General features: G+C 71.1%; 23 protein-coding genes and 1 pseudogene. 12 read left to right on the top strand and 12 right to left on the bottom strand.

Features of this window, described 5'->3' with window-relative positions; genetic code table 11:
* Positions 1-9 precede the first annotated feature (9 nt).
* The 3 genes from ACZ4D5_RS22970 to ACZ4D5_RS22960 all read right to left on the bottom strand — a co-directional run bounded on the left by ACZ4D5_RS22970 (position 10) and on the right by ACZ4D5_RS22960 (position 2191).
* Positions 10-1035, bottom strand: coding sequence for a 7-epi-alpha-eudesmol synthase (locus tag ACZ4D5_RS22970; RefSeq protein WP_467774248.1), 1026 nt, complete (start codon positions 1033-1035; stop codon positions 10-12).
* 170 nt (positions 1036-1205) lie between these two features.
* Positions 1206-1460, bottom strand: a complete 255-nt coding sequence (locus ACZ4D5_RS22965) for a DUF7218 family protein (protein ID WP_467774247.1) — start codon at positions 1458-1460, stop codon at positions 1206-1208.
* Between the two features lie 98 nt (positions 1461-1558).
* Positions 1559-2191, bottom strand: a complete 633-nt coding sequence (locus ACZ4D5_RS22960; RefSeq protein WP_467774246.1) for a CGNR zinc finger domain-containing protein — start codon at positions 2189-2191, stop codon at positions 1559-1561.
* Between the two features lie 66 nt (positions 2192-2257).
* On the opposite strand from ACZ4D5_RS22960, the gene ACZ4D5_RS22955 reads away from it, so the two are divergent.
* Positions 2258-2644, top strand: coding sequence for a PPOX class F420-dependent oxidoreductase (locus ACZ4D5_RS22955; protein ID WP_467774245.1), 387 nt, complete (start codon positions 2258-2260; stop codon positions 2642-2644).
* Here ACZ4D5_RS22955 and ACZ4D5_RS22950 read toward each other — a convergent pair.
* Together ACZ4D5_RS22950 and ACZ4D5_RS22945 are read right to left on the bottom strand one after the other, a co-directional pair.
* Positions 2634-3698, bottom strand: coding sequence for a tetratricopeptide repeat protein (locus ACZ4D5_RS22950; protein WP_467774244.1), 1065 nt, complete (start codon positions 3696-3698; stop codon positions 2634-2636). The two genes, ACZ4D5_RS22955 and ACZ4D5_RS22950, sit on opposite strands and share 11 nt — an antisense overlap.
* 190 nt (positions 3699-3888) lie before the next feature.
* Positions 3889-5076 carry a hypothetical protein gene (locus ACZ4D5_RS22945; RefSeq protein ID WP_467774243.1) on the bottom strand — a complete coding sequence of 396 codons (1188 nt, stop codon included), beginning with the start codon at positions 5074-5076 and terminating at the stop codon, positions 3889-3891.
* 186 nt (positions 5077-5262) lie between these two features.
* On the opposite strand from ACZ4D5_RS22945, the gene ACZ4D5_RS22940 reads away from it, so the two are divergent.
* Positions 5263-7233 (top strand): M13 family metallopeptidase, encoded by a 1971-nt coding sequence (locus tag ACZ4D5_RS22940; protein ID WP_467774242.1) that lies wholly within the window; start codon positions 5263-5265, stop codon positions 7231-7233.
* A 29-nt stretch (positions 7234-7262) separates the two neighbouring features.
* Here ACZ4D5_RS22940 and ACZ4D5_RS22935 read toward each other — a convergent pair whose 3' ends face one another.
* The gene (locus ACZ4D5_RS22935; protein ID WP_467774241.1) at positions 7263-8132 is read right to left on the bottom strand and encodes an alpha/beta fold hydrolase; all 870 of its coding nucleotides are present in this window, start codon (positions 8130-8132) and stop codon (positions 7263-7265) included.
* Positions 8133-8631: 499 nt separating this feature from the next.
* Between ACZ4D5_RS22935 and ACZ4D5_RS22930 the strand changes: the two genes are divergently transcribed.
* From ACZ4D5_RS22930 to ACZ4D5_RS22915, 4 genes are all read left to right on the top strand, one after another.
* Positions 8632-9351, top strand: coding sequence for a hypothetical protein (locus tag ACZ4D5_RS22930; protein ID WP_467774240.1), 720 nt, complete (start codon positions 8632-8634; stop codon positions 9349-9351).
* A gap of 20 nt (positions 9352-9371) precedes the next feature.
* Positions 9372-12500, top strand: coding sequence for an amino acid adenylation domain-containing protein (locus tag ACZ4D5_RS22925; RefSeq protein ID WP_467774239.1), 3129 nt, complete (start codon positions 9372-9374; stop codon positions 12498-12500).
* Between the two features lie 20 nt (positions 12501-12520).
* Positions 12521-13786: a protoporphyrinogen/coproporphyrinogen oxidase gene (locus tag ACZ4D5_RS22920; protein ID WP_467774238.1), complete on the top strand. Its 1266-nt coding sequence runs from the start codon at positions 12521-12523 to the stop codon at positions 13784-13786.
* A 97-nt stretch (positions 13787-13883) separates the two neighbouring features.
* Complete coding sequence (locus ACZ4D5_RS22915) at positions 13884-15107, top strand: aminotransferase class I/II-fold pyridoxal phosphate-dependent enzyme (RefSeq protein WP_467774237.1); 1224 nt, start codon at positions 13884-13886, stop codon at positions 15105-15107.
* 113 nt (positions 15108-15220) lie between these two features.
* Here ACZ4D5_RS22915 and ACZ4D5_RS22910 read toward each other — a convergent pair whose 3' ends face one another.
* Both ACZ4D5_RS22910 and ACZ4D5_RS22905 read right to left on the bottom strand, forming a co-directional pair.
* Complete coding sequence (locus ACZ4D5_RS22910; RefSeq protein ID WP_467774236.1) at positions 15221-15730, bottom strand: DinB family protein; 510 nt, start codon at positions 15728-15730, stop codon at positions 15221-15223.
* A gap of 93 nt (positions 15731-15823) precedes the next feature.
* Positions 15824-16303: a carboxymuconolactone decarboxylase family protein gene (locus ACZ4D5_RS22905; RefSeq protein ID WP_467774235.1), complete on the bottom strand. Its 480-nt coding sequence runs from the start codon at positions 16301-16303 to the stop codon at positions 15824-15826.
* Positions 16304-16524: 221 nt separating this feature from the next.
* On the opposite strand from ACZ4D5_RS22905, the gene ACZ4D5_RS22900 reads away from it, so the two are divergent.
* Positions 16525-17442: an RNA polymerase sigma-70 factor gene (locus tag ACZ4D5_RS22900; RefSeq protein WP_467774234.1), complete on the top strand. Its 918-nt coding sequence runs from the start codon at positions 16525-16527 to the stop codon at positions 17440-17442.
* A gap of 169 nt (positions 17443-17611) precedes the next feature.
* Here ACZ4D5_RS22900 and ACZ4D5_RS22895 read toward each other — a convergent pair.
* A pseudogene (locus tag ACZ4D5_RS22895) lies at positions 17612-17734 on the bottom strand (erythromycin esterase family protein); the annotation flags it as partial.
* 255 nt (positions 17735-17989) lie between these two features.
* Between ACZ4D5_RS22895 and ACZ4D5_RS22890 the strand changes: the two are divergent.
* Both ACZ4D5_RS22890 and ACZ4D5_RS22885 read left to right on the top strand, forming a co-directional pair.
* Positions 17990-18517 carry a hypothetical protein gene (locus ACZ4D5_RS22890; RefSeq protein ID WP_467774233.1) on the top strand — a complete coding sequence of 176 codons (528 nt, stop codon included), beginning with the start codon at positions 17990-17992 and terminating at the stop codon, positions 18515-18517.
* Positions 18518-18668: 151 nt separating this feature from the next.
* Complete coding sequence (locus ACZ4D5_RS22885; protein WP_467774232.1) at positions 18669-19046, top strand: Clp protease N-terminal domain-containing protein; 378 nt, start codon at positions 18669-18671, stop codon at positions 19044-19046.
* A 15-nt stretch (positions 19047-19061) separates the two neighbouring features.
* Here the strand turns inward: ACZ4D5_RS22885 and ACZ4D5_RS22880 are convergent, their stop codons facing one another.
* Positions 19062-19466 carry a helix-turn-helix domain-containing protein gene (locus ACZ4D5_RS22880; RefSeq protein ID WP_467774231.1) on the bottom strand — a complete coding sequence of 135 codons (405 nt, stop codon included), beginning with the start codon at positions 19464-19466 and terminating at the stop codon, positions 19062-19064.
* Between the two features lie 97 nt (positions 19467-19563).
* Here ACZ4D5_RS22880 and ACZ4D5_RS22875 point away from each other — a divergent pair, with 97 nt between their 5' ends.
* On the top strand, positions 19564-20493 hold the full coding sequence (locus ACZ4D5_RS22875) for an LLM class flavin-dependent oxidoreductase (RefSeq protein WP_467774230.1): 930 nt from the start codon (positions 19564-19566) through the stop codon (positions 20491-20493).
* Here ACZ4D5_RS22875 and ACZ4D5_RS22870 read toward each other — a convergent pair.
* Both ACZ4D5_RS22870 and ACZ4D5_RS22865 read right to left on the bottom strand, forming a co-directional pair.
* Complete coding sequence (locus ACZ4D5_RS22870) at positions 20483-21256, bottom strand: PIG-L deacetylase family protein (RefSeq protein ID WP_467774229.1); 774 nt, start codon at positions 21254-21256, stop codon at positions 20483-20485. The two genes, ACZ4D5_RS22875 and ACZ4D5_RS22870, sit on opposite strands and share 11 nt — an antisense overlap.
* Positions 21257-21438: 182 nt before the next feature.
* Positions 21439-22386 carry a methionyl-tRNA formyltransferase gene (locus ACZ4D5_RS22865; RefSeq protein WP_467774228.1) on the bottom strand — a complete coding sequence of 316 codons (948 nt, stop codon included), beginning with the start codon at positions 22384-22386 and terminating at the stop codon, positions 21439-21441.
* Positions 22387-22645: 259 nt separating this feature from the next.
* On the opposite strand from ACZ4D5_RS22865, the gene ACZ4D5_RS22860 reads away from it, so the two are divergent.
* Both ACZ4D5_RS22860 and ACZ4D5_RS22855 read left to right on the top strand, forming a co-directional pair.
* The gene (locus tag ACZ4D5_RS22860; RefSeq protein ID WP_467774227.1) at positions 22646-23998 is read left to right on the top strand and encodes a lysine N(6)-hydroxylase/L-ornithine N(5)-oxygenase family protein; all 1353 of its coding nucleotides are present in this window, start codon (positions 22646-22648) and stop codon (positions 23996-23998) included.
* A 162-nt stretch (positions 23999-24160) separates the two neighbouring features.
* Positions 24161-25156 (top strand): iron-siderophore ABC transporter substrate-binding protein, encoded by a 996-nt coding sequence (locus tag ACZ4D5_RS22855; protein ID WP_467774226.1) that lies wholly within the window; start codon positions 24161-24163, stop codon positions 25154-25156.
* The last annotated feature ends 132 nt before the right edge of the window (positions 25157-25288 follow it).

Genomic DNA, 25288 nt, shown 5'->3' with positions numbered 1-25288 from the left:
GACGGCGCCTCAGACGGTCAGCAGGTCGTCGAGCGATCCGCGCCCCTGCTCCTCGGCGACCGCGGCGGGGCTGTCCTTGACCGCGGCGTAGCGGCCGGTGACCAGGGCCCACTCGTAATTGCCGTTGATCCAGTGCCGGATGGCCTCCACGCCCATCCCCACCCGCGCACGCTCGTCCTCGCCGAGCCCCAACTCCTCGCACATGGCGGGCACCTGGGACTCCAGGCGCAGATAGTCGCCGAGCCGCTCCTCGGTCATCCGGATCGCCTCGGTGGCGGCGTCCTGCCAGTCGTACCCGCCGTCGTGGTGCAGGACGGTGATGAGGTTGTGCCCGTCGCCGCGCCGCTTCTCGCGTTCGAAGGAGTGGATGTCGTTCATGAACCCGATGGTGTCCGCGGCCGCGTCGCGCAGCGCCACCATCAGCGGATGCGCCTGGGCCTGCACCGGCACCTCGAAGCGGCGGCTGCGCTCACCCGCGTCGATGCTGTGGTGGATGCCGACGGTGCGCCGCCGGAACGCCGTGTACGCGTCGAGCCCGAGCCGCTCGCCGCGCGCCGCCAGGTCGACCTCCTCGGAGTGCGCGACCAGGAACCGCCCCCAGGACGCGGCGAACCGCGTACGCCAGGCCGGCGACATGCCGTCGGCCAGCTGCTCCCAGACCTGTGCCCACGCGACCGTGATGGGGCACACGACGCGCGGCGTGGTGCCGACCGGGCGCAGGGGAGTGGCGACCAGTTCGCGGGCGACCTCGGCCACGCGGTCCGCGCGGTCGGGCCGCGCCGCGTCGAACTGGTCGTCGAAGAGGAAGGCCAGCGAGAACCAGTTCATCAGGACCACCATGTCCTGTGCCGAGGCGTGCGGATACGTGCGTATCGCCGCCTGCGGCAGGTCCCAGCTCCGGTACTCCTCGAAGCCGCCCTCGCTGCGGACCAGCCCCATCTCCCGCACCCAGCGCAGATGGTGGTTCCTGGCGTAGTCGAGATGCTCGCTGACAGGGGTGTCGAAGGGGATGTCGAACCGGACGTCCTGAGGCATGGAGGCGCTCCTCGTGAGGTGCGCACGAGAACCCCCGGCCCGTGCGCGCTGCTTGGCATGTTCATTGATCAACTTCACTGCCAAGATGCCCGGACCGTAAACGATCTACGCTGTGATCTTGTCAACTCCCCTGACGGGCGGCGCGGGTGTAGGGTCTGCGCTTTCGACGCTCAGTGGTGGCGCAGCGCGTCGATCAGCTGGGACTTGCTCATCTTCGAGCGGCCCTCGATGCCGACCTTCTTGGCCTCGCTGTAGAGGTCCTCCTTGGAGCGGTCCTCGTACGCGCCCGCCTTGCCGCCCTTGCGGCCGGTCGCCGAGCGGGATCCGCCGGAGTCGTTGGCGATGCGCGCCGCCTTCTCCTTGCTGGCTCCCTCGCGACGCAGCGCCTGGTAGGTCTTCTCGTCCTTGATCTGTGCCCTGGGCACGGTGATCGCCTCATTCCGATGGGAGTCGGACCTTGCCCTTCCATGGGTACCCCGTGATCCGCGGTCCTGCCATGCGAATCCGTGTCGATCGCCGACGGTCAGTCCTCCTCCGCGCGGCGCGCCCGCAGCGTCCGTACCTTGTGGCGGTTTCCGCAGTGCTCCATCGAGCACCAGCGGCGACGGCCGGGGCGTGAGGTGTCGACGTAGATCAGGAAGCAGTCGCCGGCCTCGCACATGCGGATGCGGTGTGCGAAGGGTCCGGTCAGCAGGTCGACGGCGTCGCGCGCGACCGTGGCGAGCAGCTCGGTCCCGTCCGCGCCGTCGGCCCAGGCGCGCTCGCCGTCCGGCCCGATGGCGGGGGTCAGCGGCGGGTGGGCGGCGGCAGTGTTGACCGTGGCGATGTCGGCCGGGTCGGGCGGCTCGGCCAGGGCGCGGGCGGTCGTGACGCGGAACAGCGCGTCGCGCAGCCGCCGGGCGTCCGCGACCTCGGCCTCCGACACTCGCAGGGACGGCGTCGGTGCCAGCCGGGACCGCTCGGCCCAGGCGGCCAGGTCGGCGGGGGCGTGCAGCACCTCGTACCGCCGGAACTCGCCGGGGCCGCCGGTCGTGAGCAGCTCCAGACAGAGCGCGCCGGGATCGAACCGGTAGGTGGCCCCGCTGTAGGAGCGCATCTGAATGCCGGGGGAGGGGGAGAGGGAAGGGGAAGGGGAAGACGACCTGGGCGATGCCATGTAACCAACATAAGGGGTTACGGGGAGGGGCTCCGGCGGCACCTCCGCGCGCCCTAGACTCCCCTCATGGACGACACCCCGCTGAAGCGGCTCGGCGACGGAAAGTACCTGCTGGTCAGCAGCTATCGGAAGGACGGCACCCCGGTGCCGAGCCCCGTCTGGGTCGTCCGGGACGGCGACGCGCTCGGCATCTGGACGGCCGGCGACTCGTGGAAGGTGAAGCGGATCCGCAGGCGCGCGGACGTCATGGTCGGACCGTGCGACCTGCGCGGCAGGCCGACGGGCGAGCAGGTGCCCGCCACCGCCGAGATCTGCACGCCCGAGGTCACCGCCCGCTACCGCAGCCTCATCCTGCGCAAGTACCGCGTGGTCGGCTTCTTCACGTTGCTCGGCAGCAGGCTCCGCCGCGGCCTGAAGGGCACGGTCGGGATCCGCATCACGCTCACGGACTGACCGACGGCGCCGCGGCCCCCGCTGTCTCCGCCTGCTGCGGGGCGCGCATCGTCTCCGCGCGGAAGGCGACGACCATGTCGCGCGCGTGCCGCAGCCCCATGCGGTCGAAGTCGGCCTCCAGTACGGCCAGTTCGGCGAGTGTCGCCTCGCGGTCGCACCCGAGCCGCGCCCGGCACTTGGCGAGGCCGAGCCGGGAGAGCGCGGTGCCGCGCGGCTCGCTCATCGCGGTGAACTCCGCCAGCGCGACGGCGTACGTCTCGCTGGCCGCCGCGTAACGCCCCGCGCGGTACAGGACGTTGCCCCGCATCTTGTGGTTGTAGGCGAGCGCGCTCGCGAGGTCCATCGCCCGGCAGACGTCCTCCGCCTCCGACAGCAGCGCGAGCGCCCGGTCGGGATCGCCCCGCAGGGACAGCACGTCGGCCACGCCCCGCAGCGACCAGGCGCGCCCCCGCGCGTCGTCCGCGTCGGTGGCGATGCGCACCGACTCCTCGAACAGTTCAAGGGCCTTGGCGTGATCGCCGCGGTTGCGGTGCATCTGCGCTATGCCGGTCATCGCCCACACCATGTGCCGCGCCTCGCCGTGCTTGCGCCCCTGTTCGAGCAGTTCCTCGTGGAGCGCGGCGACAGCGGCGTAGTCGCCCTGGATGCGGCCGGTCTCGGCCAGGCCCGCGAGCGCGTAGCCGTGGGCGAGGCGGTCGCCGCTGCCCGCGGCGAGGTCGACGGAGTGGGCGAGCAGCCGCCGGGCGAGCGGCAGGGCCCCGCACTGCCGGGCCAGGGTGCCGCCGCTCCACAGCGCCCAGGCCATCGCACCGGCGTCCTGCGCGGCACGGGCGCTGCGGTAGCTCTGCCGCCAGGCGGCGCCCGCGTCCTCGACCCGGCCGAGCCGTCTGCACGACTCGGCGAGGGCGAGGGCGGCGCGGGCCCGCTCGGCCGCGCCGCCCGCCCGGGAGAGCGCGCGGCCCGCGGTCGCGCGCACTTCCTCGTAGGAGGAGTTCACGGTCAACTCCGAGCCCAGCTCGCCCTGGTACTCCGGGGCGAATGCCTTGACGTACATGGATCCGAGGCCTCTCGATCGGTCATGGAAGTGACGTGATCAAGAAGCTACGAGCCGGGCAGGGGGTCGCGAATCCGTCCCGATAGGGGTCATCGCGTACGACTCGAGTGCTACGACGAAGGCCATGATCAACCTCGGGTCGTACGGGACGATCAGGGGGCCGGGACGGGAACCGAAGGGGAAGCCTCCCTCAGGAGGCGTCCCACTCGTTCTCGTCGGCCTCGCCGACGGGGCTCGGCTCGGGGGCAGAACCGGAAGCGGGAGAGGCAACCGGAGCCGGAGCCGGGGCCGAAGCCGGGGCCTTGGCCTCGGCAGGGCCCTGGGCGGTCGCCGCACGGAGCGTCGTGATGCACGCGCCGATCGCCTGCTGCAGATCTTCGAGGCGCCGCACCATGTCGTCCTCGTAGATGTCGTCGATGTCCTCGACGTCGTCGAACGTCAGCTCCTCGAAGACCTTCGTGGCCTTCTGCAGGCTGCTGTAGAACTTCGCGCGCCGCTCCTGCACGCGCAGCTCCGGGTTGCTCTGGACGGTCTGCGCCACCATGTCGCGCACCGTGTCGTAGGCCTCGCGCGCCCACTCGCCGGACTCCTCGCCGTCGTCCAGCTCGTCGATGAGGGAGAGGTGGCGCTCGGCCTCCTCGCGCAGCTCGGACGGGGCGTCGATCATCTGGCCCGCGGGCGTCTTGACCTGGCCCTTCTCCACGATCTGGCGGACGTAGTCGACGCGGTCGCCCGCCTTGGACTCGGCGGCCACGGCCTTCTTCAGGTCGTCGGCGCGGGCGATGTCGCGGACCAGCTCGGTGCGCAGCGCCGGATCCTCCTCCAGGCGGTCCATCAGCGCCTTGCGCGCGGCCTCGGCGGTGCCGGGGTCGGCGAGGATCGCGGCGCGCAGCGCGGTGGGGTTCTCCGCGACCTCCAGGGCCTTGGTGGGGCGGATGCCCTCGGCCTCGGCGGCCTCGGTGATCGCCTCGCCGCGCTGGGTGAGCGCGCTGGAGCGGGAGGTGTAGTACGACAACCAGACGTCGGCGTCCGGGAGTTCGACGTCCATGCCGGGCCGGAGCGCCTCGAAGTGCGGCACCATCCCGTCGTCGGCAGCCTTGTCCCAGGCCTTGTAGTAGCGCATGACGCGGTCGGCCGAGCAGCCCGCCATCTCGGCGAACTCCTTCGCCGAGACCTTCGGCGTCTCACCGGCGCTCTGCCCGCCGGGGCGCACGCTGCGGGCGACCTTGAGGCCGAAGGCCCAGCCGCCGGTGCGGGCGTAGGCACCGAAGTCGCGGGCGTCCTCGGCCACCAGGCTCGCCGCGTCGGCGTCCGGAGCGTCGGCGGGCGCGTCCTGGGGGCCGGCGACATCCTCGGACGGTGCGATGGCTACGGTCACGGATGTTCTCCTGGGTGTCACAGGGGTACGAAGGTTGACGCGCTACTTTATCGCTCCTATTGGGATGTTTTGTGCGTGAGTTGACGCGCACATCACCCGTCCGTGGCCTGATCGCCGGGGGAGCGGAGCGGAGGCGTCCAGCGATACCCTGTCGTACCGGGCAGATCGCTCGCATAGGCTGCGCGGATGAGCATTCTGGATGACGCCCGTCCGGGCATGAACCCCGAGATCCGGCCGCAGGACGACCTCTTCGGACACGTCAACGGCCACTGGCTGGACACCGAGAAGATCCCCGAGGACCGCTCCAGCTGGGGCCCCTTCGTGCAGCTGGCCGACACCGCCGAGCAGCAGGTGAAGACGATCATCCAGGAGCTGGCCTCGGAGGCCTCCGCCGAGGCGGGCGAGGGCTCCGAGGACAACCGGAAGATCGCCGCCCTGTACGCGTCCTTCATGGACGAGGAGACCATCGCCGCGCGCGGGCTCGCCCCCGCCCGGCCCCTGCTCGACGAGGTCGCGGGCCTGCGGGACACCAAGCAGCTCGCGGCCTTCCTCGGCCGCTTCGAGCGCGTCGGCGGCTCCGGGCTCTTCGGTTCGTACATCGACTCGGACGATCGTGACTCCGACCGCTACCTCTTCAACGTGCTGCAGGGCGGCCTCGGCCTGCCCGACGAGTCGTACTACCGCGAGGAGAAGTTCGCCGAGGTCCGCGAGAAGTACGTCGGTTACCTCACCGAGCTCCTCACCCTCGGCGAGCACGCCGACCCGGCGGCCGCCGCGCGGACCGTGCTCGACCTGGAGACGAAGCTGGCCGCGGGCCACTGGGAGCGGGCCGAGACCCGGGACGTCCTGAAGACCTACAACCTCACCACCCTGGACGAACTGACCGCACTGGCGCCGGAGTTCGACTGGCGTGGCTACGCGGCCGGCCTCGGCGGCTCGGACGCGACCATCGCGGAGACCTGCGTCCGCCAGCCGTCCTACCTCGCCCACCTCTCCACCGTCCTCGCCGAGGTGCCGATCGAGCAGTGGCGGGACTGGACGCTGACGCGCGTGCTGCGCGCGTGCTCGCCGTACCTCCCGGACGCGTTCGTGCGGAACAACTTCGAGTTCTACGGCCGTACCCTCAACGGCACCCCGGAGCTGCGCGCCCGCTGGAAGCGCGCGGTCGCGTTCGTGGAGGGCGCCATCGGCGAGGCCGTCGGCAAGGAGTACGTCGCGCGGCACTTCCCGCCGTCGTCGAAGGCGATCATGGACGATCTCGTCGCCAACCTCCTGGAGGCCTACCGCCAGTCGATCGCCCGGCTCGACTGGATGACCGACGAGACCAAGCAGCGGGCGTACGACAAGCTCGCCACGTTCCGCCCCAAGATCGGCTACCCCGACACCTTCCGCGACTACTCCGCGCTCCGGGTCCGTGCCGACGACCTGCTCGGCAACGCGCACGCGTCGGCCGCGTTCGAGACCGACCGGGAGCTCGCCAAGATCGGTTCGCCGGTCGACCGCGACGAGTGGTTCATGCTGCCGCAGACCGTCAACGCCTACTACAACCCGGGCACCAACGAGATCTGCTTCCCCGCGGGCATCCTGCAGAAGCCGTTCTTCTCGCCCGACGCCGACCCGGCGGAGAACTACGGCGGCATCGGCGCCGTCATCGGCCACGAGATCGGCCACGGCTTCGACGACCAGGGCGCGCAGTACGACGGCGCGGGCAACCTCAACGACTGGTGGACCGCCGACGACAAGTCCGCGTTCGAGGCCAAGTCGAAGGCCCTGATCAAGCAGTACGACGGCTTCTCGCCCCGCAACCTCCCCGGCGAGTTCGTCAACGGCTCGCTCACGGTCGGCGAGAACATCGGCGACCTCGGCGGCCTGACCATCGGGCACACCGCCTACCTCATCGCGCTCGACGGCGCGCCGGTGCCGGTGAGCGAGGACGGCACGACCGGCTCGCAGCGGCTCTTCATGAACTGGGCGTACTGCTGGCGCACCAAGCGCCGCAAGGAGCAGGAGCAGCAGTACCTCACGATCGACCCGCACTCGCCGCCGGAGTTCCGCGCCAACATCGTCCGCAACCTCGACGAGTTCCACGAGGCGTTCGGCACGGTGGAGGGCGACGGTCTGTGGCTGGACCGGGCGGAGCGCGTACGGATCTGGTGAATCCCCCGGTGTTCCTGACCCGGGCCCCGTCAGCCGGTCAGGAACGCCGCGACGGCGTCGGTGAACCACTCCGGATCGTCGAGCCAGGGGAAGTGCGCCGCGCCGGGCTGCACGACGAACTCGGCGTTCGGGAACAGCCCGGCGAGCTCGGCCACCGCGGGCGGCGGCGAGTTGAGGTCGACCTCGCCGGCGAGCAGCAGCACCGGCGCCGTGAGCCGGGCGAGCGCGGCACGGGTGGCGGCGGGGTCGTAGGCCCCTCCCGTGCCGTACGCGGCGGCGGCCTCGTCGTTGCGCTGCCCGTCCTCCGCGGCGCGATGAGCCCGCGCCCGCGCGTCCCAACGGCCGTACGCGAAGGGGGCCATGGCCGCCCAGGAGTCGGCCGTCGCCCGTCCGGCCACGATCTCCTCCAGAGCGGCGAACGCGGCGGGGAACCACGGCTCGCCCTCGCGCAACAGCGCGGTCTCCCGGCGGACGGCCCCGGGCACGGGGACACCGAGGGCCATGGTGCTCGGCGTGACGAGGACGAGCCTGCGGACGCGCTCCGGGTGGCGGGCCGCGTACAGCACCGCGAGGTTCGTGCCGCCGGAGTGCGCGAGCAGGTCCGTCGCGCCGACGCCGAGGTGCTCGCGCAGGGCCTCCACGTCGTCGACGAGCCGGTCGCAGCGGTACGTCGACGGGTCGTCGGGCACCGCGGATTCACCGGTGCCGCGGAGGTCGAGGAGGACCGAAGGCCGCCGCGCGGCCAGGCCGCCGAGGTCGCCCAGGTACGCGGAGGCCTGCATGGGCCCACCGGGCAGGCACACCAGGGGAGTCACGCCCCCGGCTCCTGAGGCTCCCGAGGAGTCCCCGAGCACGTGGTGGGCCAGCTTGGTTCCGTCGTACGCGGAGAAGGTCGGCATGGCGACGACCATGTCAGGGGCGAGGGGCAGGAGCAACAGGGTTCTTCGCTCGCGCCCGCATGATCTCGCGCGTGGGTTCGAGCAGGCGCGCGTGCGCCTTGGCGTCGTCGCCGGCGAAGCGGGACACGAGCTGACGGGAGGCCGCTGTCGGACCGCGGGCGGCGCAGGCTCGCGCCCGTGGCCGCGCCGACGTACGCGGGGTCGCCGCGTACGGCCCGGTGGCCGGGACCGGACGGTGTGGACGCCGGGCGTGCGCCGAGGGGTGCGGCGCACGAGGCCGGGCCGGTGCGCGGGCGCGTGAGCCACGGCTTCCGGCGCCTCGCATGGCAGGTGTAAGGCGTCATGCATCTTTCACGGCTTGTGTGATCCGTGCGTCTCCAGAGGGCTCCCGCACGCCCCGTCTGCCCCCGCGAATGCGAGGAAGACGTTCCGAAGCGGCGAAGTGAACCTGCTCAGCCCCGCCTTGGGGCCGGCTGTGAAGTGCCGCGTGGAGGTTGGCATGGCGTGGGACGTGGATCTGCTTCTGGAAGAGACGACGCCTGACACCGAGGCGCATGTACGCGCCAACCGGTTGGTGGCGGCGATGGCTTCGGGCGAAGCCGGCGCGGCCGAGATGGCGCGGGTGACGTTGGGCGAGTTTCACGCTCATACCGCTGAGGTGGCGGCGTTCGCCGCACTGGCCGCTCGTCATCCGCACCAGCCAGTGGCCGGCTACTTCCTGGATCTGGCCCGGCTGGTGCTCGACTGCGAGGCCCCGTTGCTGGCCTGCGCACAGGCCCTCGGGCGCGGCGCGCAGGAACTGCGGGACGAGCGTCCGCCGCAGGGGATGCGCGCGTTCGGCTCGCTGATGGGATGGCTGGCGATGCGGGCGGGTCCTGCCGAGGCGGCCTGTGCGATCCGCGCGGATCTGCTGCTGTGGTGCGCGGCCTGCGAAGCACTGGGCAAAGCCCTCGGCGGAGTTGAGCCCGCACTTCCCGCGCCCGTCCTCGACTACGTGGCCCTCTTCCGGGCGGCGCCGCCCCGCTTCGTGGACGGAGCGCGCGAGGTCGTCGCCCACGGGCTGGCCCACGGCGAGAGCCCGACCGTGATCGAGCACGCCGTGCGCCAGGTCGAACCCACTCTGGCCGGCTTCTGGGCCGCGGCCCTGCCACCGGCACCTCCGCATCGCGACGCCCCGACCCCTCTCTCACCCCCGGGCGACACCGTCGCCCGCACGTAGACACGCAAGGAGCAAGCCCTATGGTGACCGCAGTCAACGACGTCCGTCTCCATCCGGACGAGCACCGCGCCCGGGTGCGCCGGTGGAACGACACCTCGACCAACTACCCGCGCACGGCGACCGTGCCGGAACTCTTCGCCCGTCAGGCCGAAACGCGCCCCCACGCGGTGGCCGTCCGCCAGGGCACGGAACAACGGACCTACCGCGAACTGCAGGACCAGGTGGCCGCGTTGGCCGACCGTCTGGTCGCCGAGGGGGTCAGGCCGGGCGACGTGGTCGGCGTACTGCTGGAACGCTCGGTGGAATGTGTGACGGCGGTACTCGCGGTGATGCGCGCGGGGGCGGCCTACCTGCCCCTGGACCCCGCCCACCCGCCGCAGCATCTGCTGCGGCTCCTCCAGGACGCCCACGTCCACAAGGTGATCACCCGGGCCGCCCACCGGCCGTTGGTGGAGAGCCAGGTCCAGACGGTGGACATCGCCGACCGATCTGTACGCACGGGAGCGTCCGGCCAGGTGCGTGTCGGCCCCGACGATCCGGCATACGTGATCTTCACGTCCGGGTCGACCGGCGTGCCCAAAGGGACGGTGGTACCGCACCGGGGGCCGGTGAGGCTGGTCTGCCACGGCGATGAGCGGCTGCTGCTCTCGGCGCAGGACGTCCTGTTGGCCACGACCAACCCGACTTTCGACGTCTCGTGCTTCGAGTGGTTCGCCGCACTGCTGAACGGGGCCCGCCTGGTGCTGGCCGAGGTGGAGACCCTGCTGGCCGCCGACGCCCTGGAAGAAGTGCTGCGCGCCGAACACGTGAGCGTGATGTGGCTCAGCGCGGGGCTGTTCCACCAGATGGCCAAGGTCAGGCCGGAGATGTTCGCCCACCTGCGGTGCCTGATCGCGGGCGGGGACGCGCTCTCTCCGGAGGCGGTGCGCCGGGTACTGGCCCACGGCAGGCCCGGGATGCTGGTCAACGGATACGGTCCGACCGAGAACTCCTCGCTGTCGACCGTGCACGTGATGACCGAGCTGGCCGACGACGCGGAGACGGTGCCCATCGGCACGCCCGTGGCCAATTCCACGGCCTACGTGGTGCGTGAGGACGGCACGCTGGCCGGTCCGGGCCAGACAGGTGAGCTGTGGGTCGGCGGTGACGGCGTGGCGTTGGGCTACCTGGAGGACGAGGAGCTCACCGCGCGTCGCTTCGTACCCGATCACCTGGGCCCCGATTCCTCCAAGACCCTGTACAAGACGGGGGACCTGGCCCGCTGGCGTCCCGACGGGGTACTGGAGTTCCTGGGACGGCGGGACCGGCAGGTCAAGGTGCGCGGCTACCGCATCGAACTGGACGAGATCGAAGTGCACCTCAGCGCCCATGAACAGGTGCGCGAGGCAGCCGTGATCACACCCCAGGGCGGCGAGCGCGACCGGCTGGTGGCCTGGGTGACGCCGCAACCGGGCGCAGACGCCGCAGAACTGGGCTGGCGGCTGCGGGAGTACCTGCGTGACCGGCTGCCGGTCTTCATGGTTCCGAATCCGATCCTGGTGCGGGAGCGGCTGCCACTGAATCGGTCCGGCAAGATCGACCGAGGCCTGCTGGCCCGGGAGGCCGACCGGCACGGCACGGCGTCCGTCACCGGCGAGCCGCAGGCCGAGACTCCGGTGGAGAAGGCGGTCGCCGAACTCTGGGGCGAGATCCTGGGCATCGGCGAACACATCGGGCGGGACAGGGACTTCTTCGCCCTGGGCGGCCACTCGCTGCAGGCCACCAGGCTGGCCGCGCGCTGCCGGGCCCGCTTCGACCTGCCCCCGGAACACAGCCGCTACCTGATCCGCGCCCTGCTGGCCAACCCCACCGTCAGGACCTTCGCGGCCCGCATCGAGGAACTGGCCACCGCCACCGTCCAGGACACCGAGGAGCAGACGGTGGACTTCGAGGCCGCCTCCCGCCTCGACGCGGACCTCGTCTTTCCCACCGCCGCCCACCTGCCGCCCACGGGACGGCGCGTGGTCCTCAGCGGCGCCACCGGCTTCCTGGGCACCTACCTGCTGGACTCCCTGATCCGCGACCACCGGGCCACGCAGGTGTACTGCCTGGTGCGGGCCCGCAGCGAAGCCGAGGGCAGGCAGCGTCTCGCGGCCCGGATGCGCCGCTACGGACTCGACCTCCAGGCCGTCGACGAGCACGTCACCATCGTGCCCGGCGACCTGGGCGCACCGCGCTTCGGCCTCTCCCCGGCAGCGTTCGACGCCTTGGGCCAGAACAGCGACACACTGCTGCACGCCGGCTCACGCGTGAACTTCGCCTACCCGTACGCCGCCCTGGAAGCCATCAACGTGGGCGGCACGCGCACCATGCTCGACCTCGCCCGCACCGGCCCGGCCAAGGCCTTCCACTACGTGTCCAGCATCGCCGTCATCGCCGGGTTCGGTGTCGCCGGCGTGCGCCATGTCGACGAGGACACCCCGCTGCGCTTCGCCGATCGGATCTCACTGGGCTACCCGGAGACCAAGTGGGTCGCCGAACGTCTCGTCGCCCAGGCCGCCCAACAGGGCCTCGCCGCCGCCGTCCACCGTCCCTACGAGATCACCGGCACCCGGCAGGGCGGTATCTGGAACACCGACACCATGATGTGCGCGCTGTTCCGCAGCATCGCCGAGACCGGCCTGGCCCCCGACATCGAACTCCCCCTGGACTTCGTGCCCGTGGACTACACCGCCCAGGCCATCACCCACATCCTCGCCCACCGGACCGCCCACGGACAGGTGCACCACATCACCAACCCGCACGATGCCCGCCTGTCCCTGCTCACCGAGCGGCTGCGCGCCCGCGGCTACCCGGTGCGCACCGTGCCCTACGCGGAGTGGGTCGCCTTCATGGCCGACCTCACCGCAAGGGAACCCAGCCAGCCGATGGCCCCGTTCATGCCGATGTTCATCGAACCGGCCCATCACACCGACATCTCCGTCAAGGAGATGTACTTCGCCGGCACCTTCCCCTCCTTCACGCGCACCACCTTCGAAGCCGCCATCGCCGGCTCCGGCCTGACCTGCCCGCCCGTCGACGCCGCGATGCTCGACCCCTACCTCGACTACTTCACCGACTCCGGCTTCCTCCAGCCGCCCACCGCCGCCGCCACACCCCGACCGGCCTGAGCGAAAGGGAACACATCCCCATGCGTACCGCGATCATCGGGGCGGGCATCGCCGGCCTGACGGCCGCCTGGCTCCTGGACGAGGACCACGACGTCACCGTCTACGAAGCCACCGACCGGCCGGGCGGCAACATCCGCACCGTGCGGGTTCCCACCCCCGAACACGGCACCGTCCCCATCGACGTGGGCGCCCAGTTCCTCTCCCCGACGGCCTACGCCGACCACAGTGCCCTGTGCCACGCCCTGGGCATCACGGCCGACGACCTCACCCGCGTCCCGTTGACCACGACTCTCCTGCACACCGGGCAGGACGAACCGCTCCTGGTCACCCCTCACACACCTGGCGACGCCACCTCGGGACGCAAGCCACTCACCGGGCCGGCCTGGGAGGCGCTCGGCGCCTTCCTGGCCCGGGCCGCCCGCCTCGAAGCCGACGACGGGCCGGACACCGTCACTGTCGCCGACCTCGCAGGACCCCTCGACCTGACCGACGACCTGTACCGGCACGCCGTCCTGGCCTGGTGCGCCTCCTTCGTCGGCTGCACCCTGGAGCAGGCGTCCCGGATGCCCGCACGTGCCGCTGCCGCCTGGGCCACCCGGACCCCGCCCGAACACGCGGATGCGGCCCCGGTCTGGCACACCCTCACCTCAGGACTCGGCGCGGTGGCCCACCGACTGGCCGCCTCCCTCACGTCCCCTGTCCGCTACGACACTCCCGCCCGGCACGTCTCCCTGCGTGCCGGTCGGCCCACCGTGCACGGCGCGGACGGGCAGCAACTCCCCTACGACAGCGTGATCCTGGCCCTGCCCGCCTCCCCGGCGGCCCGGCTCCTGCAGCAGTGCTCCCGGCTCGCCCGCACCGCGGCCCGTCTGAGCGAGTTCACCTACGTTCCCACCACCGTGGCTCTCCACCGCGATCCCCTGCACATGCCCGCCGAGCGCGCCCACTGGTCCAGTGTGAACACCACCAGCGACGGTCACTGGGCCGAGACGACCAGCTGGCTCGGCCCCCACCTCGGCACCGACCTCTTCAAGAGCTGGATCACCCACCGCACCCCGCCCGACGACATCGTCGCCGTGGCCCACTTCCAGCAACTCCTGCCCACCGTCCCCGGCCGCAGGGCCGCCGCCCGCATCGCCGCCGAGCAAGGACACCACGGCATCCACTGCGTCGGAAGCTTCCTGCACGACGCCGACAGCCAGCAAGGAGCTGTCCGCTCCGCCCTCGACACCGTCCGCGCCCTCGCCCCCCACAGTGATCGCCTGCGGTCCCTCACCACGGCATAGACCCCGCTCCGCACCTCCGCACGCCTGCCCGGCGGCACCGGCGACGACGGCCCCTCCCGCCGGGCAGGCCCCGCACCCGCCCACCGATGGACTCCCAATGATCAAGCCCGCCGCACGCCTGACCGGTCTTTCCTACGGTCTGCGCGGCCCCCTGCCCCAACTCGCCGACGCCCTCGAACGACAGGGCCGTCCCATCATCCGCCTGCACCTGGGTGACCCCGCCGCCCACGGCCTGCCCGCACCCGCACACGTCCTGGACGCCGTCACGCACGCACTGGACCGTTCCCGTGCCTACACCGCCACCCGAGGCCTGGCCGCCGCCCGCGACGCCGTCGCCGCCTACTACCACCACCACGGCCTCGCCCTGCGCCCCTCGGACATCCACCTGGGCAACGGCGTCTCCGAACTCGTCCCCCTCGCCCTGCAGGCACTCCTCAACCCCGGCGACGAGGTCCTCCTTCCCTCGCCGGGCTACCCCTTGTGGGCCGCCTCCGTGCAGCTCGCCGGCGCGGTACCCGTGTACTACCGCTGTGACGAGCGCCGGGGATGGCAGCCCGACCCCGACCACCTGCGCGACCACATCACCGCCAGGACCGTGGCACTGGTCACCAACACGCCCCACAATCCCACCGGCGCCGTCTGGACCCCCGCCACGCTCCGCACCCTGGCCGACATCGCCCGCAGCCGTGAACTCCTGCTCATGGCCGACGAGATCTACTCCCACATCACCTACGACGCCGAGCACACCGTCTTGGCCACCCTCGCCCCCGACGTCCCCTGCGTCACCTTCAGCGGGCTGTCCAAGATCTGCTGCGTCCCGGGTTTCCGGTCGGCGTGGATGGCCGTCTCCGGCCCGCGTGCCGCGACCCGGGCCTACACCGAGGCCATCACCCAGCTCGCCAGCCTGCGCCTGTGCCCGAACGTGCCCGCCCAGCACGCCATTCCACCCGCGCTCGCACACATCCACCAGACCCAGAGCGACCTCACCGGCCCCGCAGGCCCGCTCCGACAACGCCTGGACACGGCATGGGAAGCGCTCTCCCGTATCCCTGAACTCACCTGCGCACGCCCCGAAGGCGCCTTCTACCTCTTCCCACGCGTCACTTCCGCCGCGGCCCCGCCGCACGGCGGCACATGGGCCGACACCCTGCTGCGCGACCATGGCGTACTCGTCGCCCCTGGCAGCGACTTCCACCTCACGAGCGGCGACCACATCAGGCTCTCCACCCTGGCCGACCCGGCCACGATCAACGAGGCCATGAGGCGGATCTCCCACCACTTCGACACCAGCACAGCCGTGCCCCGCTCGCGGGCCGGGTAGCTTCGCCGGCGACACCCCGCACAGGGAGGCCGCGGGCAAGGGCATCCGCATGAACAACCTGATGCCCGCTCATGTGAACAGCCGGCCCGAGGGCCCGGAGTCGCCGCCCGCGCTCAGGCCCCCACCGTCCCGTCGACCCCCTCACGCAGGAAGTCCGCGTGGCCGTTGTGGCGGCCGTACTCCAGGAGTACGTGGAGCAGGGCCATCCGCAGCGACACCTCCTCGCCCCACCGCGGCTGGATGCCGGACAGGTCCAGGGACTCGGCCTCCCGTTCGACACGGCGTGAGTTCTCCACCTCGGCCTCCCAGGCCGCGAACGCCTCGGCCCTCGTCGACGCGCTCGCGTCGTAGGCAGCCTGGAAATCGATCGTGTCGGACCAGACCATGGGTGCCTCGTTGTCGTCGAACACGCGGCGGAACCAGGCGCGTTCCACCTCCGCCATGTGCCGCACCAGGCCGAGCAGCGACAGCGTGGACGGCGGCATCGACTGCTGCCTCAGCTCCTCGTCGGTGAGTCCCTCGCACTTCATGGCGAGGGTCGCGCGGTGGTAGTCGAGGAAGGCGCGCAGCATGTCGCGTTCGCTTCCGAAGTGGGGCGGCCCCACACGCCTGTCGTCCGTCACTGCCGTGCTCCTCATCCGTGCCTGCGTTCGGGGAGGCAGTATCCACTGCGGCACTGACCTCCCCGAACGCAGGGCCCGCGGCGTGCCTGTCGATCAGTTGGAGGACGCGGCGAACATGCCGGGCTCGTACGAACCGCCCGGGTTGTGCACGATCACGTTCATGCGGGTGGCCGCGTTGATGAGGGCGACCAGGCAGACCAGCGCACCGACCTCGTCGTCGTCGAAGTGCTCCCGCACCGCGGCCCACGTCGCGTCGGACACGCCGTGGTCGCCGAGCCGGGTGCCCTCGTCGGCGAGCGCCAGCGCGGCCCGCTCGGCCTCGGTGAACACGGTGGTGTGGCGCCAGGCGGAGACCAGGTTGAGGCGGAGCGCCGTCTCGCCGGCGGCCGCGGCCTCCTTGGTGTGGATGTCGACGCAGAAGCCGCACCCGTTGAGCTGACCGACCCTCAACTCCACCAGTTCCCGAAGGGACTTGGGCAGCGTCGAGTCGTCGAGGGCCAGCGAGGTGTTGTAAAAGCGCTTGGCGACCTTCGCGGAGGTCGGGCTGTCGAACAGGTTGAAACGGGGTTCCATGACGTGGTCCTCACTCGTGGAGTCTGCATGCGTGGAGTCGAAGCTCGTGGAATCGGATGCGCCGCACTGTCGCCGCGCCGAACGAACACAAGATGCCGACGAGCCGCCCCCTGTGACGGTGCGCAGATGTGACGTATGCCACCGGGAGCGGCTGTCACGAAGTGGCGGGGACCGGCGTCTCGTGTACGGCACGGACGCGAGCGAACAGGCAGGAGCCGACCATGAGTGACCCGACGGGGAGCACGCGCGAAGCAGCCGCCGGTGACGGCCGTCCGGACGGCGCGACCGAGGCGTTCGTCGCCCACCGCAACCTGCTGTTCACCGTCGCCTACGAGATGCTCGGCTCGGCGGCCGACGCCGAGGACGTCCTCCAGGAGACCTGGCTGCGATGGGCGGGCGTCGACCAGGAGGCCGTGCGGGACCAGCGCGCCTACCTGGTACGGATCGTCACGCGCCAGGCGCTGACCCAGCTGCGGACGCTCGGCCGCCGCAAGGAGTCCTACGTCGGACCCTGGCTGCCCGAACCGCTGCTGACCGCGCCGGACGTGGCCGACGGCGTCGAACTGTCCGACAGCGTCTCGATGGCGATGCTCATGGTTCTCGAGACGCTCGCGCCCACCGAACGGGCCGTCTTCGTGCTGCGCGACGTGTTCGACCTGGAGTACGGCGACATCGCCGAGGCCGTCGACAAGAGCCCGGCCGCGGTCCGTCAGATCGCCCACCGGGCGCGGGCCCATGTCGCCGCGCGCCGGCCGCGCGGGGTCGTGTCCGCCGCCGAGACCCGCCGTACGGTCGACGCGTTCCAACGGGCCGTGGAGACCGGCGAGTTGCAGCGCCTCCTGGACGTTCTCGCGCCGGACGTCGTCCTGCTGACCGACGGCGGGGGAGTCGTGCGGGCCGCCCTCGAACCGGTCGTGGGGGCCGAGTCGGTGGCCCACGTGCTGGCCGGGATCTCCACCGCCCTGTCCCTGCAGTCGACCCTGGTCAACGGCGATCCGGGGCTCGTCGTCCGGCGGGACGGCGAGATCGACACCGTCATCGCGCTGCGCGTCGACGACGGCCGGGTCACCGGGCTCTACGCCGTACGCAACCCCGAGAAACTGGCACGCGCCGAGCGCGCGACCGCTGCCGGCCGCTGAGCGGGCTCCGGGTCACGGGAGGCGCGAGGCGGTCACGCCCATGAACTCCGAACGCCCCGGCACCTGATCGGTCCGATCCTGTTCCGCGCCGAATGGGCTCCTCCCGTCGCGGAAGGTCACGCGCGTCCTTGGCGGAGGCGATCCCTTCCCACGCGGGCAGGTGCGCCGGGTCGAGCGGGGCGTCCTCGCCCTGCGTGGGCTCGCCCAAGGCGAGCAGGCGCGGCCGGGCGGGGAGGAGGCCCAGGGCGGTGGCGGCCTCGACGGAACGAGCGGCGCTCTTGATGTCGGTAGCCGTGCCTTCAACGCCATCGTTGAGGGTTCGAGTGAGACTTTTCGTCGACGGCTGCGGAGTTTTCGGAGAGAACCCTCACAGAGGGAGGAGAGCGCTGGACCGCGGGCGCGCTCGTGACCGGAGTCCGTGCCACGCCCTCGCGCCGACTGTAATTGCGTAATACAACGAGACGGTAAGCTGCCCCCACCAGTCAATGCCGGACCATTCGATGTGCGACACGGCGGCTGTGCCGTCGTCGGGAGAAGTGAGCAACCCATGGCCATGGTGGGCCTGTTCTGGATCGCCGGGGGCGACGTGTACGTGGGCGCGAAGCCGTCCGGGCTGGCTCCCGGGGTGCGTCTGACGCCCGAGGGCGTGGTGGGCCTCGGCGACAAGCAGTCCGACCTCTACCTGTGGGAGGACGTGCGGGGCCTGACGGTGACGGACGTCCCCGTGAAGTCCCTGATGCGACGGGTCGGCGCGGTCAAGAACGTGGCGCTGGGCACGGTGAAGGAACTGGTCGTGCCGATGAGCCACGGCATCGTGGACGAGGCCCCCGCGATGATGACGGTGCACGTCGAATCGTCCGGCGGCGAGCGCGAGTTGGCGGCCTACGTCGCCGCGGCTGTCGGCTACCCCCAGGCCGAGGTCGACCTCTCCCGCGCCCTCCTGGCCCGCCTCACGGAGGGGGCCGCGACGATGTCCACGACGCTGGCGGCCATGTCGGAGTGGGGCCGCTCCTGGGAGGGCGGGTCGCCCCGGGCGTCGGAGCGGGAGAAGCTGCTGCGGGGATGGGTGGGATAGGCGTACTTGCGTCATGGCGCTTCCCGACCTGGACGACCTCATCGCGGAAGTCGACCGCACCTGCGACACCGCCCACCGCGCGCCGGGGCAGGATGTCGAGCGCTGCCGTATGCGCGGCCTCTTCTGAACGGACATCGGGACGGCCCTGGGTGTGACGCGGCAGGCCGTGCAGCAACGCTTCCACGCACCCCACAAGCGCTACGGCCCCGAGTCGATGACCGAGGGCCTCCGCCAGGCGATGGCGCACGTGAAGCAGGCCGCGGTCCACCACCGCAACAACTACATCGGAACCGAGCACCTTCTGTGGGCGCTCACCGCGGAAGGCGACACGGCCGCCGAACTCCTGCGGAAATGCGGGGTGTCACCCGACGACGTCCACCGGAAGGTCGGGGCCCGGCTGGGTACGGGTGCGTCCCAGGCCGCCGAGCTCATCGACTGCCACCACCTGCTCCACGGCCTCGCCCGGACCGGCCGAGGCGTCGCCGCGGCCGTGCTCGCCGATGCCGGGCTCGGCCCGGCCGCGCTCTGAACGAGGCTCGGTCCGTCAGTCGGATGCCGGGCCGGGGAGCGCGACTTGGGCGCGGAAGCCCTCGCACTCCTCGGGCGCGTCCTCGTGGGGGCACGCGAGCAGATCGCGCAAGTAGCCGCGTGCGGCGTCCAGTTGGGCCATCTGGGACTCGATGGCGTCGATGCGTGCACGGACGGTCGCGCGCCAGTCGGGGGCGTCCGCGCGCCCGGCGAGGACCGCGACGATCTCGGTGAGGGACATCTGCCCGGTGGTCCGCCACAGCCGGATCAGCGCGATCCGGTAGATCTGATCGGCGTCGTAGTGGCGGTGGCCGAAGCGCCGGTGGGGCGTGACGAGTCCGCGGCGCTCCCAGTAGTGCAGCGTCGAGACGGGCAGATCGAAGTGGTCGGCGACGCGCCGTATCGAAGCCAGGTCGTCCATCGGGCCAGTTGAACTCAACCCGGGTTGAGCGGGCAAGGTCGTCCTCGGCCGCCCACCCTCGGGACCTCGGCCACCCACCCCTCGGGAAAGGATCGACATGCCGGTGAACGTTGGTGTCTGTCTTCCGACCTTCGTCGCACGTGGACAGGAGGGCGGCCTGCGGGAGGTCCCGTCGTTGGCCCGGCACGTCGAGGACGTCGGCCTCGACGCGGTGTGGGCGGGCGACCGCCTGTGCGCGCGTACCCCGTTCCTGGACAGCGTGGTCGCGCTGACCGCCGCCGCCGCGGTCACCGAGCGCGTACGGATCGGCTTCGGCGTCATGCTGCTGGCGCTGCGGCAGCAGGCGTGGGCGGCCGAGCAGCTGTCGTCGTTGCAGCACCTGTCGGGCGACCGCGTGGTCCTGGGGGTCGGCGCGGGTGTGCACCCGGAGGACTGGCTGGTCGGCGGGGTGCCGTTCGCCGGGCGCGGCCGCCGGGCCGACGTGATGCTGCGGGCGCTGCCCGACCTGTTCGCGGGCCGGCCGACGCCCCTGCTCACCGTTCCCGGTGAGCCGCTGATGACGCTCGAACCCGCCGTTCCCGCGCCACCGGTGTGGATCGGCGGCATGTCGGACCGGGCGCTGCGGCGGGCCGTCGAGCACGGCGCCGGCTGGCTCGCCTCCCTGCTCGAACCCGGACAACTGGCCGAGAGGACGGAGAGGATGGCGGCGTTGGCGGCCGAGGCGGGCACGAGGACACCCGAGGTCGGGACCACGGTGTTCGCCGCACTGAGCACCGACCCCGAGGAGGGCCGCCGGGGCCATCGGCGCCTGGTCCGCTTCCTGCGTTCGCTGACCGGTGAAGAAGGGCTGTCCGAGGAGCAGGCGTCCCGCCTGGTGGTCAGCGGACCCCCCGAGCGGCTGGCCGAACGGCTCGACGCGTACGTACGTGCCGGTGCGGGCACCTTCGTCGTCAACCTCTCGGGCGACGGCCTGCGACGGCAGTACGACCTGCTGGCCCGCACTCGCGAGCTGCTGCTCAGGCCGTGAGTTCCGGCAGGACCCCTGCCGGGGGCACGGACACCGGAGTCAGGTCATGGCGGATGTACCACTCCGTGGAGAGCAACCGCCCCCGCTGCTCCGGCGAAAGGCCGGCGACCAGGCCCGGCAGCGCGCCCCGCTCCACCTCGCTGCGGTGGGCGAGGACGGCGGCGACCTTCTGGTCCAGCCAGGCGCCGACGTCGACGGCCGCGGTCACCTGGTCGTCGGGGACGCTGTACATCGCCTTGCGTGTGCCCACCACCGCACTCAGCGCCGCCGCGACCGAGCGCGGATGCGTGGCCAGGTAGAGGGCGCGCGGCTGCCAAGGGGGTCCCGCGTTCGGATGGAGGCCGTCGAGACCTGCGGCCCGGGCGGCGAGCAGCGTCACCCGATGGGTCTGCACATGGTCGGGATGTCCCGAAAGGCCGCCATATGCGTCGTGCGTGACCACGATCTCCGGGCGGAACTCCCGGATGTGCGCCACCAGTCGCCCCACCGCCTCGTCGAGCGGCGCGTCGCACCAGCGTGCCTCGCCGGGGGCCGACTCCGGCACGCGCGCGTCGGCGTAGCCGAGCAGCCGGGGCTTCCCCGCGCCGAGGGCGCGCAGCGCCTCGGCCAGTTCCGGGGCGCGGTGCGTGCCCTCGGCCCAGGTGGCCGTGACGACCGCGGTGCGCGCGCCGGACGCCGCGTGCCGGGCGAGCACACCGCCGGCCGCCAAGGACTCGTCGTCGGGGTGGGCGAAGACCGCAAGGAGGCTGGGATCGGCGGGCATTGAGGGCTCCTTCCTCCGGAACCGAGCCATCGTGGAAGTGACCGTCGCCATGATGCGCGCGCCGTCGCGAAGCCCGCGCCGCCACAAGGTCCGCACCGCCGCAAAGCGAACGCCGCCGCGCGGACCGGAACGTCCACGCGGCGGCGACGCCGAGCACAGTGCCGAAGCCGGAGCGGCTGCCGTCAGGCGTGGCTGGTGAGGTAGCCGCCCATGGAGCGGAAGTACTCGGTGGCGGGCAGCTCCTCGCCGGTCTCGGTGCGCACGCGCGTGATGGCCAGGCCGTGGTTGCGGCCGGTGCGCGCGTCGGCGCCGGCGACGATCACCACGCCCTCGCCCTCGCGGTAGAAGATGCGGCCGGGGGTGCCGCCGTAGCGTCCCTCGGACACCACCGCGGTCACGACCTCCAGGCGCTTGCCCTTGTGGTACGTGAACGCGCTCGGGTACGGCGCGCACTGGGCCCGGACCAGACGCTCCAGGTCCTCGGCGGGCCAGGTCCAGTCGATCCGGATGTCCTCCTCGGCGCGCTTGTGGAAGAAGCTCGCCTGGGACCGGTCCTGCTTGGTGAACTCGGTCTGGCCCGACGCGATGAGGCCGAGCGCCTCGGTGGTGACCGGGGCGATGAGGTCGACGGTCTTGTGGAACAGGTCCGTGGTCGTGTCCTTCGGGCCGACCGGCACGGCGCGCTGGACCACGATGTCACCGGCGTCGAGGGTGTCGTCCATCATGTGCGCGGTGACGCCCACTTCGCTCTCGCCGTTGATCAGCGCCCAGATCAGCGGGGAGAAGCCGGCGTACTTCGGCAGCAGCGAGTCGTGGACGTTCAGCGTGCCGTGACGGGGGAGGTCGAAGATGCGCGGGGGGATCCACGTACGCCAGTTGTTGGCGACGATGATGTCCGGGTCGGCCGCCTTGAGCAGCTCGAAGAGCTCCTCGTCGTCGGGGCGGTTGCGGATGATCACGGGAACGCCGTGTTCTTCGGCGAGGTCGGCGACCGAGTCGCTCCAGATCTTCTCGTAGGCGTGCTCGCTCTTGGGGTGGGTCACGACGGTCACCACATCGTGCTCGGAGTCCAGGAGCGCTTGGAGGGTGCGGTGGCCCCAGGTCTGATAACCGAACATGACGACCCGCATGGGGTTTCCTCCTCAGAAGAGCGACTGACCAGCGTAAGTAAAGCAAGCCTTACCTAATGAAGCAACGTCCGCCGTTCCGGGCGGCGTTCGAGCGCGTGTGCTGGGTCTCTGCGCCTCTGATGCCCACCGCGCCTGTCGACAGGTTGGCCAGATCAGGTTAGCTTTACCTAAGTTCCACTGGGGCGCCGGTCAGTTGGTGTGCCCTGCCCCGTACTTTTTCGACGCCTCACAGGCGGCTGTCCCGCACGATGGGAGTGACATGTCTCAGGTTCTTCCTGGTGACGCACCGGTGATCCACGACCTCATAGGAATCGGCTTCGGGCCGTCCAATGTGGCCATGGCGATCGCGCTCAGCGAGCACAACGCACGCGTCGGCAGGCAGGAGGCGGTCACTGCTCACTTCTTCGAGCGGCAGCCGCAGTTCGGCTGGCACCGCGGCATGCTCTTCGACGACGCGACGATGCAGGTGTCCTTCCTCAAGGACCTCGTGACGATGCGCAACCCGGCGAGCGAGTTCAGCTTCCTCTGCTACCTGCAGAGCAAGGGGCGCCTTGTCGACTTCGTCAACCACAAGAACCTGTTCCCGCTGCGCGTGGAGTTCCACGACTACTTCGAGTGGGCCGCGGCGAAGGTCGACGACATGGTGTCCTACGGCCACGAGGTCGTCGCCGTGCGGCCGGTCGTGCGTGACGGCGTCGTCGAGTACGTGGACGTGACGTCCAGGGCGGGCTCGGAGCTGGTGACGCACCGTGCCCGGAATCTGGTGATCGGTACGGGTCTGCGGCCGTACATGCCGGAAGGGGTCGAGCGGACCGACCGCATCTGGCACAACTCGGACTTCCTGCAGCGCGTCGAGACGCTCGAGGGCACCGACCCGTCCCGCTTCATCGTGGTCGGCGCCGGCCAGAGCGCCGCGGAGAACGTGGCCTACCTGCACCGGCGGTTCCCCGAGGCCGAGGTCTGCGCGGTCTTCTCCCGCTACGGCTACAGCCCGGCCGACGACAGCAGCTTCGCCAACCGGATCTTCGACCCCGCGGCGGTCGACGAGTACTTCACGGCTCCCGACGACGTGAAGCGCAAGCTGATCGACTACCACGGCAACACCAACTACTCGGTGGTGGACATCGATCTGATCGACGATCTGTACCGGCAGTCGTACCAGGAGAAGGTCCTCGGCAACGAGCGGCTGCGGTTCCTCAACGTCTCCCGCCTCACCGACGTGGTCGAGGCCCCCGACCGGGTCAGGGCCACCGTCGAGTCGCTCGTCACCGGGGAGAAGACCCCGCTGGACGCCGACGTCGTGGTCTACGCCACCGGCTACCGGCCCGCGGACCCGCTGGGCCTGCTCGGCGAGGTCGAGGGCTACTGCCGACGCGACGACGAGGGCCGGGTCCGGGTCGGGCGCGACTACCGCGTGGCGACCGACGCGGCGCTGCAGTGCGGCATCTACCTGCAGGGCGGCACCGAGCACACGCACGGCATCACCTCCTCCCTGCTGTCGAACACCGCGATCAGGGTCGGCGAGATCCTGGAGTCGATCCTCGACGGGAGCCTGCGGCCGACCGGCGACGGCGACCGGCGGATCGCCGACGAGATCCCCACGCCCCGCTAGTCGCACCCCTCAGTCCCACCCCCCACGCACAAGCCTCGCCTCCCTGTGGCGCCGTCCTTCCAGGGAGGCGGGGCGCGCACTGTGTACACCCCTGTGAAAGGAAAGTCCGTGTCCGCTGGTACACGTCCGGTGCTGACCAGGTTGGTCAGGCATGTTCCCCGTGTGGCTGTGGCCGCCGTCGCCGCGTTCGCTCTGACCGCCTGTGGGGGAGGGTCCGAGAAGTCCGATTCCGAGTCCACGTCGTCGGGCGGCAAGGGCGCGAACTCCGCGGCCTTCCCGGTGACGGTCAAGCACAAGTACGGCAGCACGACGATCGACGAGCAGCCGAAGAAGGTCGTCACCCTCGGCCTGTCCGACCAGGACGCCGTGCTCGCCCTCGGCGTGAAGCCCGTCGGCGCCGTGGACTGGTTCAAGGAGAAGCCGTACGGCAAGTGGCCGTGGGCGAAGGAGAAGTGGGGCTCCGCCAAGCCGCAGATCGTCGGCGAGCGTGACGAGTACAACATGGAGAAGATCGCGGCGCTCCAGCCGGACCTGATCATCGCCCAGTACTCGGGCATGAAGAAGGAGCAGTACGACACCCTCTCCAAGATCGCCAAGGTGGTCGCCCAGCCCAAGGGCCACGCCGACTACGGCGCGCCGTGGCAGACGATGACCCGGCAGATCGGCAAGTCGCTCGGCAAGACCAAGGAGACCGAGAAGCTGATCTCGGACGTCGACGCGAGCTTCAGGGAAGTCCGCTCCAAGCACCCGGAGTTCGCGAAGAAGACCCTCACCGTCGCCGACAGCTTCGAGGCGGGCAAGTACTCGGCCTTCACCAAGACCGACCCCAAGGCGATCTTCTTCAAGGAGCTCGGCTTCAAGCTGAAGCCCGAGATCGACAAGCTGGCCAAGCCCGGCTGGAACGTCGCCGAGCTGAGCGCCGAGAAGCTGAACGTGCTCGACACCGACCGCCTCGTGTGGGTCACCTCGAGCACCGAGGCCAACGACCGCATCAAGGGCGAACCGCTCTACAAGAAGCTGAAGGTCCACCAGGACAAGCGCGACCTGTTCGTGCCGTACCAGGACCCGGACATCGGTGCCGCGTTCTCCTTCAACACGGTCCTGTCGATTCCTTACGCCATCGACGAGATCGAGCCGCTCCTGGCGGACATCAAGTAACCCTCCACGCGCGGGTGGAGCCGGACACCCGCGCGCAGGCACGTCACCGGCCGGGCACGGCCGGCGTCGACGACGCCGGCCGTCTCGTGACGACTTCTCACAGTTGCTTGATCAGGGAAAGGTCCTTCGAAG

The sequence above is a fragment of the Streptomyces sp. NPDC025651 genome, from assembly GCF_055558735.1.
The sequence above is the reverse complement of the archived record's forward strand: the minus strand, read 5'-3'. Positions and strand labels throughout refer to the sequence as shown.

Excerpts from the sequence above, each read along its gene's own strand:
- ACZ4D5_RS22900 (WP_467774234.1), top strand. The coding sequence starts at position 16,525 with ATGAGTGACCCGACGGGGAGCACGCGCGAAGCAGCCGCCGGTGACGGC.
- ACZ4D5_RS22940 (WP_467774242.1), top strand. The coding sequence starts at position 5,263 with ATGAGCATTCTGGATGACGCCCGTCCGGGCATGAACCCCGAGATCCGG.
- ACZ4D5_RS22920 (WP_467774238.1), top strand. The coding sequence starts at position 12,521 with ATGCGTACCGCGATCATCGGGGCGGGCATCGCCGGCCTGACGGCCGCC.
- ACZ4D5_RS22935 (WP_467774241.1), bottom strand. The coding sequence starts at position 8,132 with ATGCCGACCTTCTCCGCGTACGACGGAACCAAGCTGGCCCACCACGTG.
- ACZ4D5_RS22870 (WP_467774229.1), bottom strand. The coding sequence starts at position 21,256 with ATGCCCGCCGATCCCAGCCTCCTTGCGGTCTTCGCCCACCCCGACGAC.
- ACZ4D5_RS22925 (WP_467774239.1), top strand. The coding sequence starts at position 9,372 with ATGGTGACCGCAGTCAACGACGTCCGTCTCCATCCGGACGAGCACCGC.
- ACZ4D5_RS22860 (WP_467774227.1), top strand. The coding sequence starts at position 22,646 with ATGTCTCAGGTTCTTCCTGGTGACGCACCGGTGATCCACGACCTCATA.
- ACZ4D5_RS22890 (WP_467774233.1), top strand. The coding sequence starts at position 17,990 with ATGGCCATGGTGGGCCTGTTCTGGATCGCCGGGGGCGACGTGTACGTG.
- ACZ4D5_RS22880 (WP_467774231.1), bottom strand. The coding sequence starts at position 19,466 with ATGGACGACCTGGCTTCGATACGGCGCGTCGCCGACCACTTCGATCTG.
- ACZ4D5_RS22970 (WP_467774248.1), bottom strand. The coding sequence starts at position 1,035 with ATGCCTCAGGACGTCCGGTTCGACATCCCCTTCGACACCCCTGTCAGC.
- ACZ4D5_RS22875 (WP_467774230.1), top strand. The coding sequence starts at position 19,564 with ATGCCGGTGAACGTTGGTGTCTGTCTTCCGACCTTCGTCGCACGTGGA.
- ACZ4D5_RS22955 (WP_467774245.1), top strand. The coding sequence starts at position 2,258 with ATGGACGACACCCCGCTGAAGCGGCTCGGCGACGGAAAGTACCTGCTG.
- ACZ4D5_RS22905 (WP_467774235.1), bottom strand. The coding sequence starts at position 16,303 with ATGGAACCCCGTTTCAACCTGTTCGACAGCCCGACCTCCGCGAAGGTC.
- ACZ4D5_RS22960 (WP_467774246.1), bottom strand. The coding sequence starts at position 2,191 with ATGGCATCGCCCAGGTCGTCTTCCCCTTCCCCTTCCCTCTCCCCCTCC.
- ACZ4D5_RS22950 (WP_467774244.1), bottom strand. The coding sequence starts at position 3,698 with ATGTACGTCAAGGCATTCGCCCCGGAGTACCAGGGCGAGCTGGGCTCG.
- ACZ4D5_RS22865 (WP_467774228.1), bottom strand. The coding sequence starts at position 22,386 with ATGCGGGTCGTCATGTTCGGTTATCAGACCTGGGGCCACCGCACCCTC.
- ACZ4D5_RS22915 (WP_467774237.1), top strand. The coding sequence starts at position 13,884 with ATGATCAAGCCCGCCGCACGCCTGACCGGTCTTTCCTACGGTCTGCGC.
- ACZ4D5_RS22930 (WP_467774240.1), top strand. The coding sequence starts at position 8,632 with ATGGCGTGGGACGTGGATCTGCTTCTGGAAGAGACGACGCCTGACACC.